Origin of the sequence: Halorubrum trapanicum, from assembly GCF_002355655.1 — an archaeon.
Taxonomy (GTDB): Archaea; Halobacteriota; Halobacteria; order Halobacteriales; family Haloferacaceae; genus Halorubrum; species Halorubrum trapanicum_A.
Genome location: NZ_AP017569.1, coordinates 1783533 through 1799394 on the forward strand (window position 1 = coordinate 1783533; position 15862 = coordinate 1799394).

Below are 15862 nucleotides of genomic sequence, written 5' to 3' on the forward strand. Positions count from 1 at the left end.
ATTGAACGCCGCCGCTCGAATCGGCTGGGGAAAACTCGGCTGCGGTGGCGTTGATACCGTCCATCTCGGAGTTTCCTGGCCTCTGGGTCGTGATTCGCCCGATGGAATGGTTCCGGTGCTTCCGACTGAGACTCGCCTCGCTGACAATTCGGGCTTCTGAGACCCGCAGTTCTGAGATCCTTCCCTTCTTGCAGACTGGTATACATTGCATCGTGAAGATCCATCTTTAACCGTGTCTCGCTGCCCTATATAGGGGGCGAAGACTGGTGACTTTTCTGAGGAACGGTTATCGATTAAATTGCTTGCGTACTCCCTTGGCCAGTGTCACATCAAGCCGGTTACGACACAGGGGATAGTAGGTCTCAGCGTTCGAGTTTGAGCGGTCTTTGGTTTGGAGCGATTGAGTTGGTCTGTCACTCGAAGGATTGGAGCGGGGTTTCTTCGGCCATCGTTTTGTAGATCTTTCCGTTGGAGTCTATCCACCCCAATTGTTCTTCTTTGAACATCGATCTGTAGATCGCCCCGTTGGAGTCTATCCACCCCAGTTGCTCTTCTTCGGCCATCGTCTTGTAGATCGCCCCGTTGGAGTCTATCCACCCCAGTTGCTCTTCTTCGGCCATCGTCTTGTAGATCGCCCCGTTGGAGTCTATCCATGCCATGTGACGTGTCGTCCTTTTGCGGGGGAAAGGATATTCTTATGGTTCGATAGCCGTATGTTGGTTTGACCCTTCCTAGTCTGCAATATCCTCGTGGCGAACCCTCAAGAACGATTCTCATCGCATTCGGAGAATGTAAGCGGACGATGACGTGTCGACGGCCGACGAAATCGTCTGACGCAGTCTTTTTGACTGGCGTCCCGTGTTTCTCGGTATGTACAATATGCCCGGACAGAGCTGTGCCTGTGGTGAGGATCAGCGTAACATGGCTCAGTACTGCAGCGATTGTGGAACCCAGAAACGGTGGATCGATTGGGGGCACCACAGCCAAGTCTTCGAGTGTCCGGACTGTCAGTGAGAGTTCCTCCACTCTTGAGAGGATGACACCGACCGACCTCGCTGAGATTGGGTGACAATCCCGCCACGCTATTTACCCGGGGAGAGACCGGTTTACAGACCGACCGAATCAGGTACACTAAAATCTCAGGCTCTTGCCTAATTTGGTGAAACAACTGTCTGAAGTGTGATATGGGAATGTGCGGAGTGATGAATATAGAGAATGTAGTCATCAATCTCTGTTAGCAGTACAGCTGATTAGCAGCAGTTGCTTTCATCGGGGTTCCACGCACATGCATTTCCCGTCGTCAGGCCATTTTCATCGATATATGCCGCCAGACACGCGTAGTTACAGAAGTACTGGGGGGACCCGCAGTTGTCGTCACAATCACGGACACAGATTGGATCGTGGTCGAAAATTTGGGAGTCACAGTACGCGCGAGGTTCGTTCGCATTCGGGGTCGCCACAGTCGTGGACATAGCTGACCTAGGAGTAGCGTCGCGGAAAACGTTTCGTGAGATACGCTTCATCTTGAGACCGATACGCGCTCTACGTTCAACACGCCTTTATGAACATATCACCAGTTGAGGATTCCAACAGAGCCAACCGGTGTTTCTCCCGTCGAGCTATCGTCCTCCCGACTTACTCCTCGAACCCCTCTTCCCACCGGAACGTCCCGTTCCGCTGGACGACCTCGCCGTCGACCTCCATCCGGGAGTCGGCGCTCACGTCCGTGATCATGTCGACGTGGACCGCGCTGTCGTTGCCCGACTCCCCCTCGGACAGGCAGGCGTCGTAGGCGCGGCCGACCGCGAGGTGGACGGTGTCGCCCATCTTCTCGTCGAAGAGGATCGAGTCGGTGAACCGGTCGATACCGCGGTTCATCCCGATGCCGAGCTCGCCCAGCCGCCGGGCGCCCGGGTCGGTGTCGAGGATGTCGGCCAGCGCGTCCTCGCCCGCCTCGGCCGCGAAGTCGACGACCTGCCCGCCCTCGAAGACGAGGTGGACGTTCCGAACGCGGGTCGCGTCGATGGTCATCGGCACGTCGAAGAACGCCTCGCCCTCGGTGTCGTACGGCGCCGTGAACACCTCGCCGCTCGGGAGGTTGTGGGAGTCGTACGCGACGGAGGCGGCGGAGTTGACCGCGGTGCGGCCCGCGATCGACATCGTCACGTCGGTGTCGGGCGCGCCGTCGCGCTCGGTGACGATCCGGACCTCCTCACCCGCGTCGAGGATCTCCTTCATCTGCGCCATCTCCTCGGCGAGCGACTCCCAGTCGCGGAGGACCGCGTCGTAGACGAAGTCGCGGTACTCCTCGTAGGCCATCCCCGCCTGCTGGGCGAGGGAGCGGGTGGGGTGGACCGTCGACACCCAGTCGGTGTCCATTCGCGCCTCGCGGACGCCCTGCCGCGCTTTCGCGTACGCCTGCCGTGTCTTCCGGCCGACGTCCGCGGTCGCGGTGGTGTTGCGCCCGCCCCCGATCCGGAGGTACGCGTCGGCCGCCTCGAACATCGCGCGCTCGACCTCGGGGTCCGCGTCGAAGTCGTCGGCCTCGACCGCGGCGTCGGCTCCGGTTTCGGCGTCGTCGTCGTCGGCCTCGCCCTCGACCCTCGCCTCGACCCCTTTTAAATAAGCGCGGGAGACCTCGCTCGACCCGTACAGGGCCGTGACGTTCGCCCCGCGCTCGCCGAGCGCCTCGGCGACCGCGACGCCCAGCTCGTGGGCGTCCTCCGCCACGCTGACGACGACGTCGTCGCCGGCCTCGACCCGCGCGCTCCAGTCGACGAGCACTTCGGCGTGCTCGCGTACGCGTTCGTCCATTATCCGGTGTGTGGCGGGGGAGCGGTAAATCGGTGCCGGGACGGTCGAACCGGTCACCCCCGGCCGGTCAGATCAACACCTCGGCGTCGGTGAGGAGGGTTCGTTTCGCTCGTTTCGCCTCCGACCCCTCCGAGACGATGCTTGGCGTCGTGGCCGGCTCGTCGAATCGGTCCGGGTCCGGAGTGCGGGAGTCGAGTAGCTCCGCGAACGTCGGTCCCTGTCGTCCGGTGAGATGGATGAACCCGCCGTAACGCCGCCGCTCGATCGGCGTCGTGTCCGGGTCCGGGAACGCCTCGCGAATACAGCCGACCCTCTCGCGGAGATACTCCGCGGCCTCATGCTGGGAGTACTGGCTGTCCGCGTAGTACTGTTCCCGACCGCGATCCGTGAGGTCCGCGTCCGCGAGCGCGGCGGACTCGTACCGAACCGCGTCCGCGCCGATCTCACCGCTGAGGAAACTGAGGTTCACCGTGAAACTGTCGGGGTACCGCAGGATCAACAGAAAGAAGATCTGGTCGTCGACGGTGTAGCGCTCCTGTAAGCGGTAGTAACACTCCAGGTAGTACGCCGCGAGCGCCCCGATCCAGTCGTCGCGTTCCCCGTCGAGGTAGGCGGTCGCGACGTCGTAGTACTCCTCGCCGGCGACCTGCTGGAGGCGGTGCTCGAAGCTCCGTCGCATCTCCTTTAGCTCGTCCTCGTACACCTCCGTCAGCGGGACGTCCGGATCGTCGAGCAGCCGGCTCTTTCGCTCGCCGGCGTCCGCGATCCGGCTCATATTCTCGTGGAGGTCCCGCTCCGCCTCCGCATCGGGGAGGGGAATTCGGACCGCCTGTCGGCGCAGCATGTCCGCTCCGTCGTCCACCCGGTCGTGCCACTCCATGCCGTCGCCATCGGGACAGGGAGGTATTAAAATCGGCCGGTGGCCGGCGTCGCGTCCCGGTCGAGCGGGCGATCGCACCTTCCCACCGCGGTCGTCACCCGGTGTCTCGGTGGACGGCCGCGAAGAGCCCGATCGCGAGCAGCGCGACGCCGACGAGCCCGCTGCCGAGCCTCGCCAGCCCGGCCGCCGGGGTCCGGTCCAGCCGGTCGCGCGAGTAGCTTCCGAGGACCCTGTACGACTCCCCGTCGACGCGCAGGTTGTCGAGGCCGGCGAGCCGGTCCGCGCAGTTCGCGTCGCCGAGGGCCCACTCTCCGGAGGTCGAGGCGCGTTCGAACAGGAGGTCGATCGATCCGGGCGCGACCCGATACCCGCGGATCGAGACGGTGCGGCCGTCCGCGAGGGCGACCGCGGTGTCGGCGCACCGCGCGGGGAGGTCGCTGGCGTTCACGGCCGAGTGCTGGTCGAGCCCCGCGCCCGCCCGAAACGTCGCCTCCCAGCCGACGACGCTCACGTCCGCGATCAGGACGAGCAGGAGGAGGGCGCCCGGGACGGCGAGGAGCCTGCGGTCCATCGCGCCGGGCGGATAGCCCCGAGCGAACTATATGCTTTGTGTGGGCCGGGGGCCGTCACTCCAGGTCGAGCAGCGCCGCGATCTCGTCGAGGTAGTCGTCGTAGACGCCGACGGCGGACTCGATCGGGTCGGGCGAGGCCATGTCGATCCCGGCGAGTTCGACGACGTCGAGCGGGTACTCGGAGCCGCCCGCCTTCAGCATCTCGCGGTAGTCGGCGGCGGCCTCCTCCCCCTCGTCGAGCACGCGCTCGACGATGGCGGCCGCGACGGAGATGCCGGTCGCGTACTGGTAGACGTAGAAGTCGTAGTAGAAGTGGGGGATCCGCTGCCACTCGCGCTCGATGCCGCCCGTCAGCTCGGCGGGCGCGTAGAAGTCGCCCTTCAGCTCGCCGTACATCTCGTCGAACGCGTCGGGGGTGAGCGCGTCGCCGGCCTCCACGCGCTCGTGGATCCGCTGTTCGAACGTCGCGAACATCGTCTGGCGGAAGAGGGTGGAGCGGAAGCGTTCGAGGTACTCGTCGAGGACGTGGGTGCGGAGCTCGTCGTCCTCGACGGTGTCGAGCAGGTGGTGGGTGAGTAGCGTCTCGTTGACGGTGGAGGCGATCTCGGCCACGAAGATCTCGTAGCTCGCGTCGTGCCACGGCTGCGCGTCGCCCGCCAGCTCGGAGTGCATCGAGTGGCCCAGCTCGTGGGCTAAGGTGAACATCGAGGCGATGTCGTCCTGGTAGTTCATCATGATGTACGGCTGGGTGTCGTACGTGCCCGAGGAGAACGCGCCGGAGCGCTTCCCGCGGTTCTCGTACACGTCGACCCACCGCGAGTCGAGCCCCTCGGCCAGCCGCTCCTGGTAGGCGTCGCCGAGCGGCGCGACCGCCTCGATCACCCACTCGCGGGCCTGCTCGTACTCCACGTCGGGGCCCTGGTCGCCCGTCAGCGACATGTAGAGGTCGTGGCTCCGCAGCTGGTCGACGCCGAGCGCCGCCTCCTTCAGCGCCGCGTGGCGGTGGAGCACGTCGAGGTTGTCGTCGACCGTGTCGACGAGGGTGTCGTACACCTCGACGGGAACGTTCGAGCCGTCGAGCGCGGCGGCGCGCGCGGAGTCGTAGTCGCGGATCTCGGCGCTCGTCACGTGCTCGCGGACGGCCTTCTCCAGCGACGTGCCGACCGTGTTGCGGACGTCTTCCCACTCGTCGTAGAACGTCTCGTGGACGCGCTCGCGGAACTCGCGGTCCGGGTTCGTCTGGAGCTTCGTGAAGTTCGCCTGCGTGATCTCCACCTCCTCGCCGTCGGGGTCCTCGACGACGCCGTACGTCATGTCGGCGTTCGTCAGCATCGAGTAGATCTCGCTCGGCGCGTCGGTGACCTCCGAGAGGTCCGCCAGCACCTCCTCGACCTCGCTCGACCGCGTGTGGGGCTTCTTCCGCAGGACGTCGTCGAGGTAGTGCTCGTACTCGGCGAGCGCGGGTTCCTCGTCGAGGAAGGCCTCGACGTCGCCCTCCGTCAGCGACTGGATCTCCGGTTCGAGGTACGAGACCGCGCTCGACGCCTCGGAGCCCAGCGACGACGCCCTCGCGGACATCGCCTGGTACTCCTGGTTCCGCGTGTCCTCCGCGCTGCGGAGCCGGGCGTAGGTCATCACCTGCTGGAGCTCGCGGAAGATCTCCTCGCGCAGTTCGAGCAGTTCGAAGAGGGTCGCGGCGTCCTCGGTCGCGCGCCCCTCGTAGGCGGCCAGCTCGTCGATCCGGTCGGCGACCGCCTCGTAGGCGGACTCCCACGCCTCGTCGGCGGCGTAGATGCCGTCGAGGTCCCACTTGTACTCGGCGTCGATCTCGGACCGCTCGGGAACCGAACTCATACCCTTCGGGTCGGCCTCGCGCACACTAAGCCTTGGCAAACCCCGCGCGGCGGACCGATATGCGTGCGGTGCGTTACCGCTTCGCTGTGTCGTCGCCGTCCGTCCCCGACGCGTCGCCGTCCGCGCCGGACTCGCCGCGACCGCCCGCCGCCTCCCCCTCGGCCCAGTCCGCGAGGTCGACGACGAGCACGATCGCGTCCTCGCCGTCGCGGTAGTAGCCGCCGACCCGCCGGATCGGATCGAACCCCTCGTCGGCGTACAGCGACCGGGCGGGGTCGTTCCCCTCGCGCACCTCCAGCCGAGCGACCGCCACGCCGGTCGCGCGGAGTCGGGCCAGCGCGGACCGGAGGAGGGTCCGACCGATCCCCTCGCCGCGGGCGTCGGGGTGGACGGCCAAGTCCTTGATATGGCCGATGTCGCGGCCGTGGTTCGGCGTCCGGTCGGCGACGACGAACCCGACGACCGCGCCCGCTCGCTCCGCCACGAGGAACGCCGGCTCGTCGAGCAGCCGCTCGAAGGCGTCGTGCGGCCACGGGTCCGAGAAGCAGGCGCGCTCGATCCGGACCACCGCGAGGAGGTCGGCGCGCTCGGCCCGCCGGACCGCGACGTCGGGGACGCTCACGGGTCGGCTTGCGGGCCGCGGAGAATAAACGCCCCGGGTCGGCGGAGGGGTGCTGAGAAGGAACGCGCCGGGTCGACGAGGGCCGCGGCGGCGACGCGCGGCCTCCCTCACGCGTCGATCCAGGGCTCGTCCGGGTCGGCGTCGGCGGGGTCGGGGGCGCACACCTCGAAGCAGGCGCCGTCCGGCGGTCGGAGCCGCCGCCCGTCGGCGAGGTCGACGGGACCGTCCGTGGCCGCTCGCAGCTCCACTCGCCACCCGTGCGACTCGACGACCTCGCGGACGATGTCGAGCCCGTACCCCGTCCCGTCCGCTCGGGTGGTGAACCCCGACTCGAACACCGACTCCCGGTGGTCGGGGTCGATCCCCGTCCCGTCGTCGGCGACGAGGAACCCCTCGTCGGTGGCGGTGACGAGGACGGTGAGGTCGTCGCCGGCGAGCGCGTCGTCGCCCGACGCGTCGCCGGCGGACTCGTCCCCGCTCGCCTCTGACGCGTCCGTCGTCGCGTGTTCCGTCGCGTTGCGGAACAGGTTCTCTAAGGCCTGTCGCATCCGGCCGCGGTCGCCGTACACCCGCGCGTCGCCGGCGACGACCAGCTCCGCGTCGTCGCCCCCGGCGGCGGTCTCCCAGGCGTCGCGGGCGACGCTCGCGAGGTCGAACTCCGTGGGCTCGTCCATCCCGGTCCCCTGCCGCGCGAGGGTGAGCAGCTCCGAGACGAGCTGATCGATCCGGTCGACCGCGCGCTCGCCGCGGTCGAGGGGCTCCGTCTCGCCGCGCAGCCGCGCCATCTCGATCGACCCCCGGATCACCGACAGCGGGTTCCGGAGGTCGTGCGAGACGATGCTCGCGAAGCGGTCGAGCCGCTCGTTGCGGTCGGTGAGGCGCCGCTCGCGCGCCTTCCGCTCGCTCACGTCGCGGGAGTTGATGAGCAGTTCGCCGACCGGGCTGTCGGCCGGCAGCGACCGCGTCCGCGACTCCAGCCAGACCCAGTCGCCGTCGGCGGCGCGGTAGCGGTACTCCAGCGTCGGCGCCGCGTCGGGCTCGCCCAGTGCGCGGTAGAACCGCTCCGTCACGCGGTCCCGGTCGTCCGGGTGGACGTAGCCGAGCGGGGAGCGCCCGACCGTCGACCCCTGCTCGTAGCCGAGCACCTCCTCGACGGAGGGGCTCTCGTAGACGACGAGCCCGTCGTCGTCGACGACGGTGACGAGGTCGCTGCCGTACTCTAAGAACGCGCGGTAGCGCTCCGGGAAGGTGCGGTCGGCGTCGATCCGGCGGACCGTGACGATCCGGCCGGCGAACTCCGGCGCGAGCTCCTCGTCGACGACGGACTCGACCCACGCGTACCCCCCGCTCGCGCGGCGGATGCGGTGGGTGACCGTCCGGCTCGTCGCGACCGCGGACAGCGCGTCGGCGACCGGTTCGCGGTCGCTCGGGTGGACGCGGTCGAGGAGGTCGCTCCCGACGAGCGCGTCGCGCTCGACGCCGACGACGTCCGGGACGGACGGCCCGGCGAACAGCACCTCGCCGTCGACGGCGACCGCGAGGAGGAACCGGTCGGGCTCGGGCGGGCGCACACCGGTCCGAACCGGCCTAGCGTCGTCGCCGCCCGCGGTCGGGCCGCCGTCGGGAGCGTTCGCGGTCCGGCGGGCGTCGGTGCGCTCGGCACGGGCGCGGTCGCCTGACCGGCCCCGCCGCTCCGGGGGTCGGGTCGGCGCGTCGACCGGCGCGTCGTCGTCGCCCTCTGGGGCGTCGCCCTCGTCGGCGCCGCGGGCGGGCGTCGGCGTGTCGGATCTCCGGAGGGTCACTGTGAGTTCTATCGCCCGTACGGACGCGGGAATATAAAACCGCGCGCTGAGAAAATCAGTTTTGATAACACACGCTTCGACGAGCGCCGAGGGCGCCCCCGGCTCGCCCGCCGCGTCCGGTCGGCGGTTCGCGCTCCGCGAGAACGACCCCGCGAGCGGTCACACCTCGTCCACGACGGCCGCGTTCGCCCACGCGGCCTCGAAGCCGTCCCGCACCCGGGCGGCGAACCCGCGGTCGCGCAGGTCGAGCATGCCGAACAGCCGGTCGGGCGCGAGCGGGTCGGCCACCTCCAGGCACACCTCCTCGCCGTCGATGAGGTAGAAGTTCCCGTACGCGTCCTCCGTGATCCGCAGCTCGAAGGGCCCCTGCGCGATCGTCAGCGTCGCGCGGTCCTCGTCGACGGCGGCGCGGGCGTCGTCGAACACGCCCGGCGACAGCAGCACGGAGACGTCGACGCCGCTTCGGATCGCCGCGAGGAGCCGGTCGAGCAGCTCCGGCCCCTCGCGGTCGACGTCGAACTGCGCGGAGACGTCGGTGGCGACGACGACGATCGACTCCTCGGCGGCGTCGATCCGCTCGAAGAGGAGGTCGAGCGAGTCGTCGGCGCCGACCGCGGCGGTCCAGAACTCGTCGTCGGTCGCCTCGGCGTCGGCCAGCCGGTCGATCAGCTCCGACTTGCCGGACTCGTACGTCTCGATCCGCTGTCGGAGTTCCCGGCGCTTCGCCTCGACGAGGCGGTCGACGGCGACGGCGGGCTCGACGGGGGCGTACCGCTTCGGCTCGCGGTCGGTCTGGACGCGGACCAGCCCGCGCGACTCCAGGCCGCCGAGCGCGTCGTAGATCCGGCCCTTCGGTACGCCGCTCTCCTCGGCGGCGGCCGCGGCGGTCCCGGTGCCCAGCGCGAGCAGCGCGCGGTACGCCCGGTCCTCGTAGCTCGACAGCCCGAGGTCGCGGAGCGACTCCATGAGTCCCGGTAAGCGGGTCCCACACAAAGCGTCGGCGCTCTCGCTCGCGTCAATATATAAAAGAGCGGACGCACAACGCCCGATCGTTTCGTCGTTCGCCTCCGGTGTCCCGCTCGCGAATTGGATAATACCGACTCAACGCCGTTAGAACCGATGAAAAGACGACTTTGGTACAACCTGTTCCGCCGCCCGTCTCAACAGGTACTCTACGGAAACAGACACGTTGTTGTCACGGGTTCCCGAAGGGTATTACGTCGCAGTCCCGTACGCGTTCGCAACCAACATGAGTCGAATCCGGACGGCCGTCGTCCTCCTCCTCGTCGCGTCCCTGCTCGCGACCGGCACGGCGGTCGCGCAGTCGGCCAACGACACGGTGCGCGGCGACCCCGACATCGAGGCGTTCGCGCCGGAGACGGCGTTCGTCCCCGGTGAGGAGTCGACGCTCCAGGTGAGCCTGAACAACCGCGGCGACATCGACGCGCAGGGGGCGGACAACCTCGAGAGCGAGGTGGTGACCGCCCACGAGACGACCGCGCGGATCCTCACGGGCGACGAGGCCAACCGCGAGGTCCCCTTCGACGTGCGGACCGGCGAGCAGGCCGTCGGCGACGTTACGCGCGGCGTCACCGGGCCGATCGAGTTCACCGTCGTCCCCGACAAAGACGCCGATCCCGGCGTCTACCGCGTCCCGATCCGACTGGAGTACCGGAACGTCGAGAGCGCCGAGGTGGACGACGGCGCCACCGTTCGCGACCAGGAGGTCGTGACGGAGACGGTGTACGTCTCCGTGGAGATCACCGACCGCGCGCAGTTCGCGGTCGTCGACGTCGACGGCGTCGTCCAGGCCGGGGACAGCGGGATTGTCGAGGTGACGATGCGGAACGTCCGGAACGAGACGGCCTACGAGGCGAGCGTCGCCGCGAACCCGATCGACCCCGACCTCTCGTTCGCCACCGACGCGGGAACGACCGAGACGTACGTCGGTGCGTGGGCGCCGGGCGAGAACCGCACGTTCGCCTACCGGTTCGCCGCCGCCGGCCAGGCCACCGCGCGGGCGTCGACGCTGGAGTTCGAGGTCGACTACCGCGACGCCGAGCGCGCGAACGCGGCCGCGCGGACGGTCCGGACGGGCGTGACGCCGCTCTCGCGACAGGCGTTCACCGCGAAGGGGCTGAACAGCACGCTGCGCGTCGGCGAGGACGGCTCGTTCACCGTCGAGGTCCGCAACCGCGGGCCCCGAGACATCGAGAACGCGGTCGTCCTGTTCAGCAACGAGGCGCCCGCGCCCGACGGCGTCGGTCAGGAGACGATCCAGTCCGACCCGAACATCGTCCCCCGCTCGACGCGGGACACGGTCGGCAACCTCGCGGTCGGCGAGACGGCCACCGCGACGTTCGACGCCGGACTCCGCACGGACGCGAACCCCGGCCCCCGGACGGTCACCGTGGCGGTCCGCTACCGCGGGCTCGGCACCGACGAGGGGGTGAGCGCGAGCGAGGGCGACGACGGGACCGTCTCGCTCGTCTCGACGGGGTCGGCCGGCGACGTCATCGTCTCCGACACGCTCGACGTCGTCGTCGACGTCGCGCCCGAGGCGGACGTCTTCGCCGTGTCGCCCGCCGAGCCGAACGCGACCGACCCGTCGTCGGTGACGCCGGGGTCGACGGTCCGGTACGACGCGGTCGTCCGGAACACCGGGCCCGAACCGATCTCGAACGTCCAGGCGAAGCTGTTCGTCGACTCGCCGCTCTCCTCGTCGTCCGACGAGGCGTTCGTCACCTCGCTCGACCCGGGCGAGGAGACGACGGTCAGCTTCGAGGTCGCGGTCGACGGCGGCGCGACGCCGAAGACGTATGCGGCCACGGTCGACTTCCGGTACGACGACGCCGACGGCGACGAACAGCTCTCCGACACCTACCAGCTCCCGGTCGAGGTGGTCGAAGACGACGAGGGCGGGGCGCTCTCCTCGCCGCTCGGGATCGTCGCCCTACTCGGCGTCGTCGCCGTCGGCGGCGCTCTGGTGTGGCAGCGCGGCCGGGTGAGCCGGGCGATCTCCGAGTTCCGCAGCCGGCTCCGCTCCCGATAGATGGACCCAGTCACCCGGCTGTTCGGCGCGATCACCGACCGGGTCATCGAGCAGCCGCGCCGGGTCGTGATCGCCTGCCTCGTCGTCACCGCCCTGTTCGCGCCCGGCATGGCGCTGTTGGAGGCGAGCGCGGGCAGCGACCAGTTCACGGACGGAATCGAGGAGGCGGACGCGCTCGACCGCGTGAACGAGCGGTTCGAGCCGGCGTTCGGGGGTGACGACCCGACGACGCAGCTGATCCAGCGCGACGTGAACGTGCTCGACCGCCGCGGCCTGCTCGACATGCTGGCGACCGCCGAGCGGCTCGCCGAGCGCGACGGGCTGCGGGTGACCGACGTCTCCGCGCCCGCGATGGACGTCGCGGCCGAGATCGACGCGGACGCCGACACGCCCGCGGCGGCCCGGGACGCGATCGAGCGCGCCAGCGACGGCGAAATCGAGGACGCGGTCGACGCCGCGGCCGAGGACCCCGGCTTCGCCACGCTGCTCTCCGACGACTTCAACCGCGAGTCCGGGACGGCCTCCGCGTCGCTCGGCGTCGTCTCCCACTCGTTCCCGGCCTCGGCGGACACGCAGGCGATCCAGCAGGAGGCCCGCACCGTCGCCGAGGAGGCCCCCGGCGACGTGACCGCGTTCGGGGGTGGAATCGTCGACGCCGAGTTCCAGCGCGTCATCTTCGACTCGCTCGCCATCGTCGTGCCAGCCGCGCTCGCGGTCATCCTCGGCCTCTTGGCGTACGCCTACCGCGACCCGTTCGACTTCGTGCTCGGCGGGGTCGCGCTGTTGATGACGGTCGTGTGGACGTTCGGCTTCACGGGGTACGCGGGGATCGCCTTCTCGGAGGTGCTGATCGCGGTGCCGGTCCTCCTCTTAGCGATCGGGATCGACTTCGGGATCCACACGGTGAACCGCTACCGCGAGGACCGCGCGGCGGGCGCGCCGCCGGAGACCGCGATGCGCGGCGCGCTCGGCCAGCTCGTGGTGGCGTACTCGATCATCGCCGGAACGACGATCATCGGCTTCCTCGCGAACCTCACCAGCTCGCTCCCCCCGCTCCGGGAGTTCGGCGTCGTCGCCGGGCTCGGCATCTGTTTCACCCTCGTCATCTTCGTCGGCTTCCTCCCGGCCGCCAAGCTGATCCTCGACCGCTGGCGCGCCGAGCACGACCTGCCCGAGTTCGGCTCGCGCCCCCTCGGCGCCGAGGAATCCGCGCTCGGGCGTCTCCTCCCCCGGCTGTCCGCGATCTCGCGGCCCGCGCCCGCCGTCTTCCTCGTCGTCGTCCTCCTGATCACCGCGGGCGCCGCGGGTTACGGCGCGGGCGTGGACACCACCTTCGAGGACGACGACTTCCTGCCGCCGAGCGAGGAGCCGGCGTACATCGACTACTTCCCTGGCCCGCTCCAGCCCGGCGAGTACACCGCGACGGAGACGATCAACTTCCTCTCCGAGAACTTCGCCACGAGCGAGGACGACACCGTCACGATCTACGTGGAGCGGCGCATGACCAGCGACAGTGCCCTCCGCAGCCTTGCGCGCGCCGAGCGCGACCCGCCCGACACGTTCGTGGCGGTCGACGGCCGCGCCAGCGCCGAGAGCGTCCAGAGCGCGATCGACGCGTACGCCGCCGAGGACCCAGAGTTCGAGCAGCTCGTCGAGGACTCCTCGCTCGACGGCGGGCGGCCGAACCGGAACCTCGAACGGATCTACACCGAGCTGCGGAACTCGCCGTACGACGACTTCACAGGTGAGTACCTCGCGGACGACAGCCGGTCGACCCGGATCGTGTACGCCGTCGAGTCCGACGCCAGCGACGCCGAGATCACCGCCGACGCCCGGCGCGTCGCCGACCGCTACCGCGGGGACGCGACCGCGACCGGCCAGATCGTCGTGTTTCAGGCGGTCGCCGACACGATATTCGACTCCGCGATCGTCTCGCTGGCGGCCGCGCTCGGGCTCTCCGCCGTGTTCCTCGTAATCTTATTCTGGCTGCTGCTCGGCAGCCCGACGCTGGGCCTCGTCACGCTCGTTCCCGTCACCGTCGCCGTCGCGACGCTCACCGCCACGATGCGGCTCGCGGGCATCCCGTTCAACGCGATCACCGCGACGATCCTCGCGATCACCATCGGGCTCGGGGTAGACTACACCGTCCACGTCGCGCACCGCTTCCACGACGAGTACCCCCGCGGGGGCGACGTCGACGCCGCGGTCGTCACCACGCTCCGCGGCACCGGCGGCGCGCTCACCGGCACGTGGGCGACGACCGCGCTCGGCATGGGCGTGCTCGTCTTGGCCATCACCCCGATCCTCGGCCAGTTCGGGCTGCTCACGGCCGCCAGCATCACCCTCGCGTACCTGGCGTCGCTGATCGTGTTGCCGCCGGCGCTCGTCATCTGGGTCGCCGTCGTCGAGCGCCGCCCCGGACTCCTGTTCGTCGGGCGCTTGCTCGACGCCGCCGACGTGATCGCGGTCGGCGAGGGCGACGCGAGCGACCGGGCTCGCACCGACGGCGGCACGGACGAGTCGGCCGGGGACGGCGATTCCGGCGCCGACGCGTTCGAGTGGCAGACTGACCCGCGGTCGCCCGCCGAGGATCCGAGTCAGAAGCGTTAAACGCTCGCCACGGGTACCGGCTCGTAAGGGCGCGTAGCTCAGCGGACAGAGCACTTGGTTCCGGACCAAGATGCCGCGGGTTCAAATCCCGTCGCGCCCGTTCCTTCGCTTCGCTCAGTCACGGGCGCGACTGACCCCCGCTCGCTCCCTTTGGTCGCTCGCGGGGATCCCGTCGCGCCCTTTTGCGTCCCGTCTCACACTCTCGTCGACCGGCGGGTTCGCGACGATCTCGACCGCAACACGAGCGCGTAGCCACCGTCAGCGTCCGCGAGCGTCTCGTGCTCCCAGAACTCGAACGTCGGTCGCTGCCGTTGACCATTGATCTCTTCACGTCCCACGGGCGGCCGTCCTCGTCGACGAATCCGATCGCGCCCTCGTGCGCGAGTTCGCCGGCGGCGTCGCGGTACAGGTCGCCGCCCTCGCGGTCCCGCCCGGTGAGCCCGGTCGCGTTTCAGCTGCGAGACCGACCCGTGTCGCACCGCCTCGTCGGTCGTCGCGTCGCGGAGCAGACGGCTGCGAGAGGACGCCGGCTAACGCGGGGGTGTTCCGTGCGCCGCTACGTCCCACGGAGCGCCCGCCACTTCGCGGCAACGAACCCCGCGAGGATGAACACGAAGCCGCCAACCGTCGCAGGCGTCACCTCCTGCCCGAGCACGAGCCAGCCCGCGAGCGCCGCGAACACGGGAATCACGTACTCGATGAAGCTCATCTCGATCGGTCCGAGGTCGTCCAGCAGCGTGAAGTACAGCAGGAAGCCGCCGACGCCGGCGACCGCAGAGAGGTACGCGACGGCGGCGAGCGCGGACAGCGTCCACGTGGCGGCCGCGAACGACTGGCCAGGGAGCGCGAGCACGGCGGCGTGGAGGACGACCGCGCCGACGGCCATCATCCAGGCCTGCGTCGCGAGGAACGGCATCGACGGCGACCGGCTGTGGGTGACGACCGCGGCGACGGCGAACGCGAGCGCGGCGGCGAGCACGAGCGCGACGCCGAGGACGCTGTCCGCCAGGTTCGCCGGGTCGGGATTCGCGATGACGACGACGCCGACGAACCCGAGCGCGACGCCGAGCGCGGTGGCGGCGGTGAACTCCTCGTCGGTCGAGACGAGCCGCGTGAGTGCCGGGGTCACCACGGGGACGAGCCCCAACAGCACGGCGGCGACGCCGCCCGTGACGTACCGCTGGCCGGCGAACAGGAACGCGTGGTGGGCGCCGATGATGAGGGCCCCGCCGACGAGCACGTAGACGTAGTCGTCCCGCGTCCGGGGGCGGATCTCCACGCCGGCGACGAGCACGGCGGCGAACAACAGTACTGCAGCGACGTCGAAGCGCACGGCGGCGAACGGGACTGCGGGGAGGTCCGCGAGGCCGACGTCCGTCGCCATGAACGCCGTCCCCCACACTGCGCACAGCAACAGGAAGCGGCCGGCTGTCCGGGAGCGACTCATTCACGCGGAGGTCGCCGCCAACAACGAAAGACCCGTCGAACCGCTCGCTCGATTCGCCTTCGAACGTGTTGTGGCTGCCCGAACTAGCCTGTTGGGCGGTCGCTGCGCCCCGACAAATCAGGGCTCGCCGGATAGCACCCACTGAGTCGTCAACTGGAGCGCTCGGTTCTGTAGTGGCTTCAGCGGTCGTATCCAACCAGCCACTTGCG

The 15862-nt window shown here is 69.3% G+C and carries 12 protein-coding genes and 1 tRNA gene; 3 read left to right on the forward strand and 10 right to left on the reverse strand.

The genetic code is table 11. From position 1 onward, the window contains the following. Positions 1-413: 413 nt before the first annotated feature. The 9 genes from CPZ01_RS08610 to CPZ01_RS08650 form a co-directional block, all read right to left on the reverse strand. A complete protein-coding gene (locus CPZ01_RS08610; RefSeq protein WP_096394340.1) occupies positions 414-659 on the reverse strand; it encodes a hypothetical protein in 246 nt (81 codons plus the stop codon). A 591-nt stretch (positions 660-1250) separates the two neighbouring features. Further along, positions 1251-1472, reverse strand: coding sequence for a hypothetical protein (locus CPZ01_RS15620; protein WP_096394341.1), 222 nt, complete (start codon positions 1470-1472; stop codon positions 1251-1253). Positions 1473-1635: 163 nt separating this feature from the next. Then, positions 1636-2814, reverse strand: a complete 1179-nt coding sequence (locus tag CPZ01_RS08620; RefSeq protein WP_096394342.1) for an aminopeptidase — start codon at positions 2812-2814, stop codon at positions 1636-1638. Positions 2815-2881: 67 nt separating this feature from the next. Next, on the reverse strand, positions 2882-3694 hold the full coding sequence (locus CPZ01_RS08625; RefSeq protein ID WP_096394343.1) for a hypothetical protein: 813 nt from the start codon (positions 3692-3694) through the stop codon (positions 2882-2884). Positions 3695-3788: 94 nt separating this feature from the next. Then, positions 3789-4265 (reverse strand): hypothetical protein, encoded by a 477-nt coding sequence (locus CPZ01_RS08630; RefSeq protein ID WP_096394344.1) that lies wholly within the window; start codon positions 4263-4265, stop codon positions 3789-3791. A 55-nt stretch (positions 4266-4320) separates the two neighbouring features. Continuing rightward, complete coding sequence (gene pepF, locus CPZ01_RS08635) at positions 4321-6120, reverse strand: oligoendopeptidase F (RefSeq protein ID WP_096394345.1); 1800 nt, start codon at positions 6118-6120, stop codon at positions 4321-4323. 73 nt (positions 6121-6193) lie between these two features. Beyond that, positions 6194-6742: a ribosomal protein S18-alanine N-acetyltransferase gene (gene rimI / locus CPZ01_RS08640; protein WP_096394346.1), complete on the reverse strand. Its 549-nt coding sequence runs from the start codon at positions 6740-6742 to the stop codon at positions 6194-6196. 107 nt (positions 6743-6849) lie between these two features. Beyond that, on the reverse strand, positions 6850-8544 hold the full coding sequence (locus CPZ01_RS08645) for a PAS domain-containing protein (RefSeq protein WP_096394347.1): 1695 nt from the start codon (positions 8542-8544) through the stop codon (positions 6850-6852). Between the two features lie 159 nt (positions 8545-8703). Then, positions 8704-9510 carry a TrmB family transcriptional regulator gene (locus CPZ01_RS08650; RefSeq protein ID WP_096394348.1) on the reverse strand — a complete coding sequence of 269 codons (807 nt, stop codon included), beginning with the start codon at positions 9508-9510 and terminating at the stop codon, positions 8704-8706. Between the two features lie 283 nt (positions 9511-9793). Here CPZ01_RS08650 and CPZ01_RS08655 point away from each other — a divergent pair, with 283 nt between their 5' ends. The 3 genes from CPZ01_RS08655 to CPZ01_RS08665 all read left to right on the forward strand — a co-directional run bounded on the left by CPZ01_RS08655 (position 9794) and on the right by CPZ01_RS08665 (position 14306). Then, a complete protein-coding gene (locus CPZ01_RS08655; protein WP_096394349.1) occupies positions 9794-11596 on the forward strand; it encodes a COG1361 S-layer family protein in 1803 nt (600 codons plus the stop codon). Beyond that, complete coding sequence (locus tag CPZ01_RS08660) at positions 11597-14206, forward strand: efflux RND transporter permease subunit (protein WP_096394350.1); 2610 nt, start codon at positions 11597-11599, stop codon at positions 14204-14206. A 27-nt stretch (positions 14207-14233) separates the two neighbouring features. Further along, positions 14234-14306 (forward strand) — tRNA-Arg (locus CPZ01_RS08665). A gap of 456 nt (positions 14307-14762) precedes the next feature. Here CPZ01_RS08665 and CPZ01_RS08670 read toward each other — a convergent pair. After that, entirely contained in the window at positions 14763-15653 is an 891-nt protein-coding gene (locus tag CPZ01_RS08670) for a DMT family transporter (RefSeq protein WP_096394351.1), read from the reverse strand. Between the last annotated feature and the right edge of the window lie 209 nt (positions 15654-15862).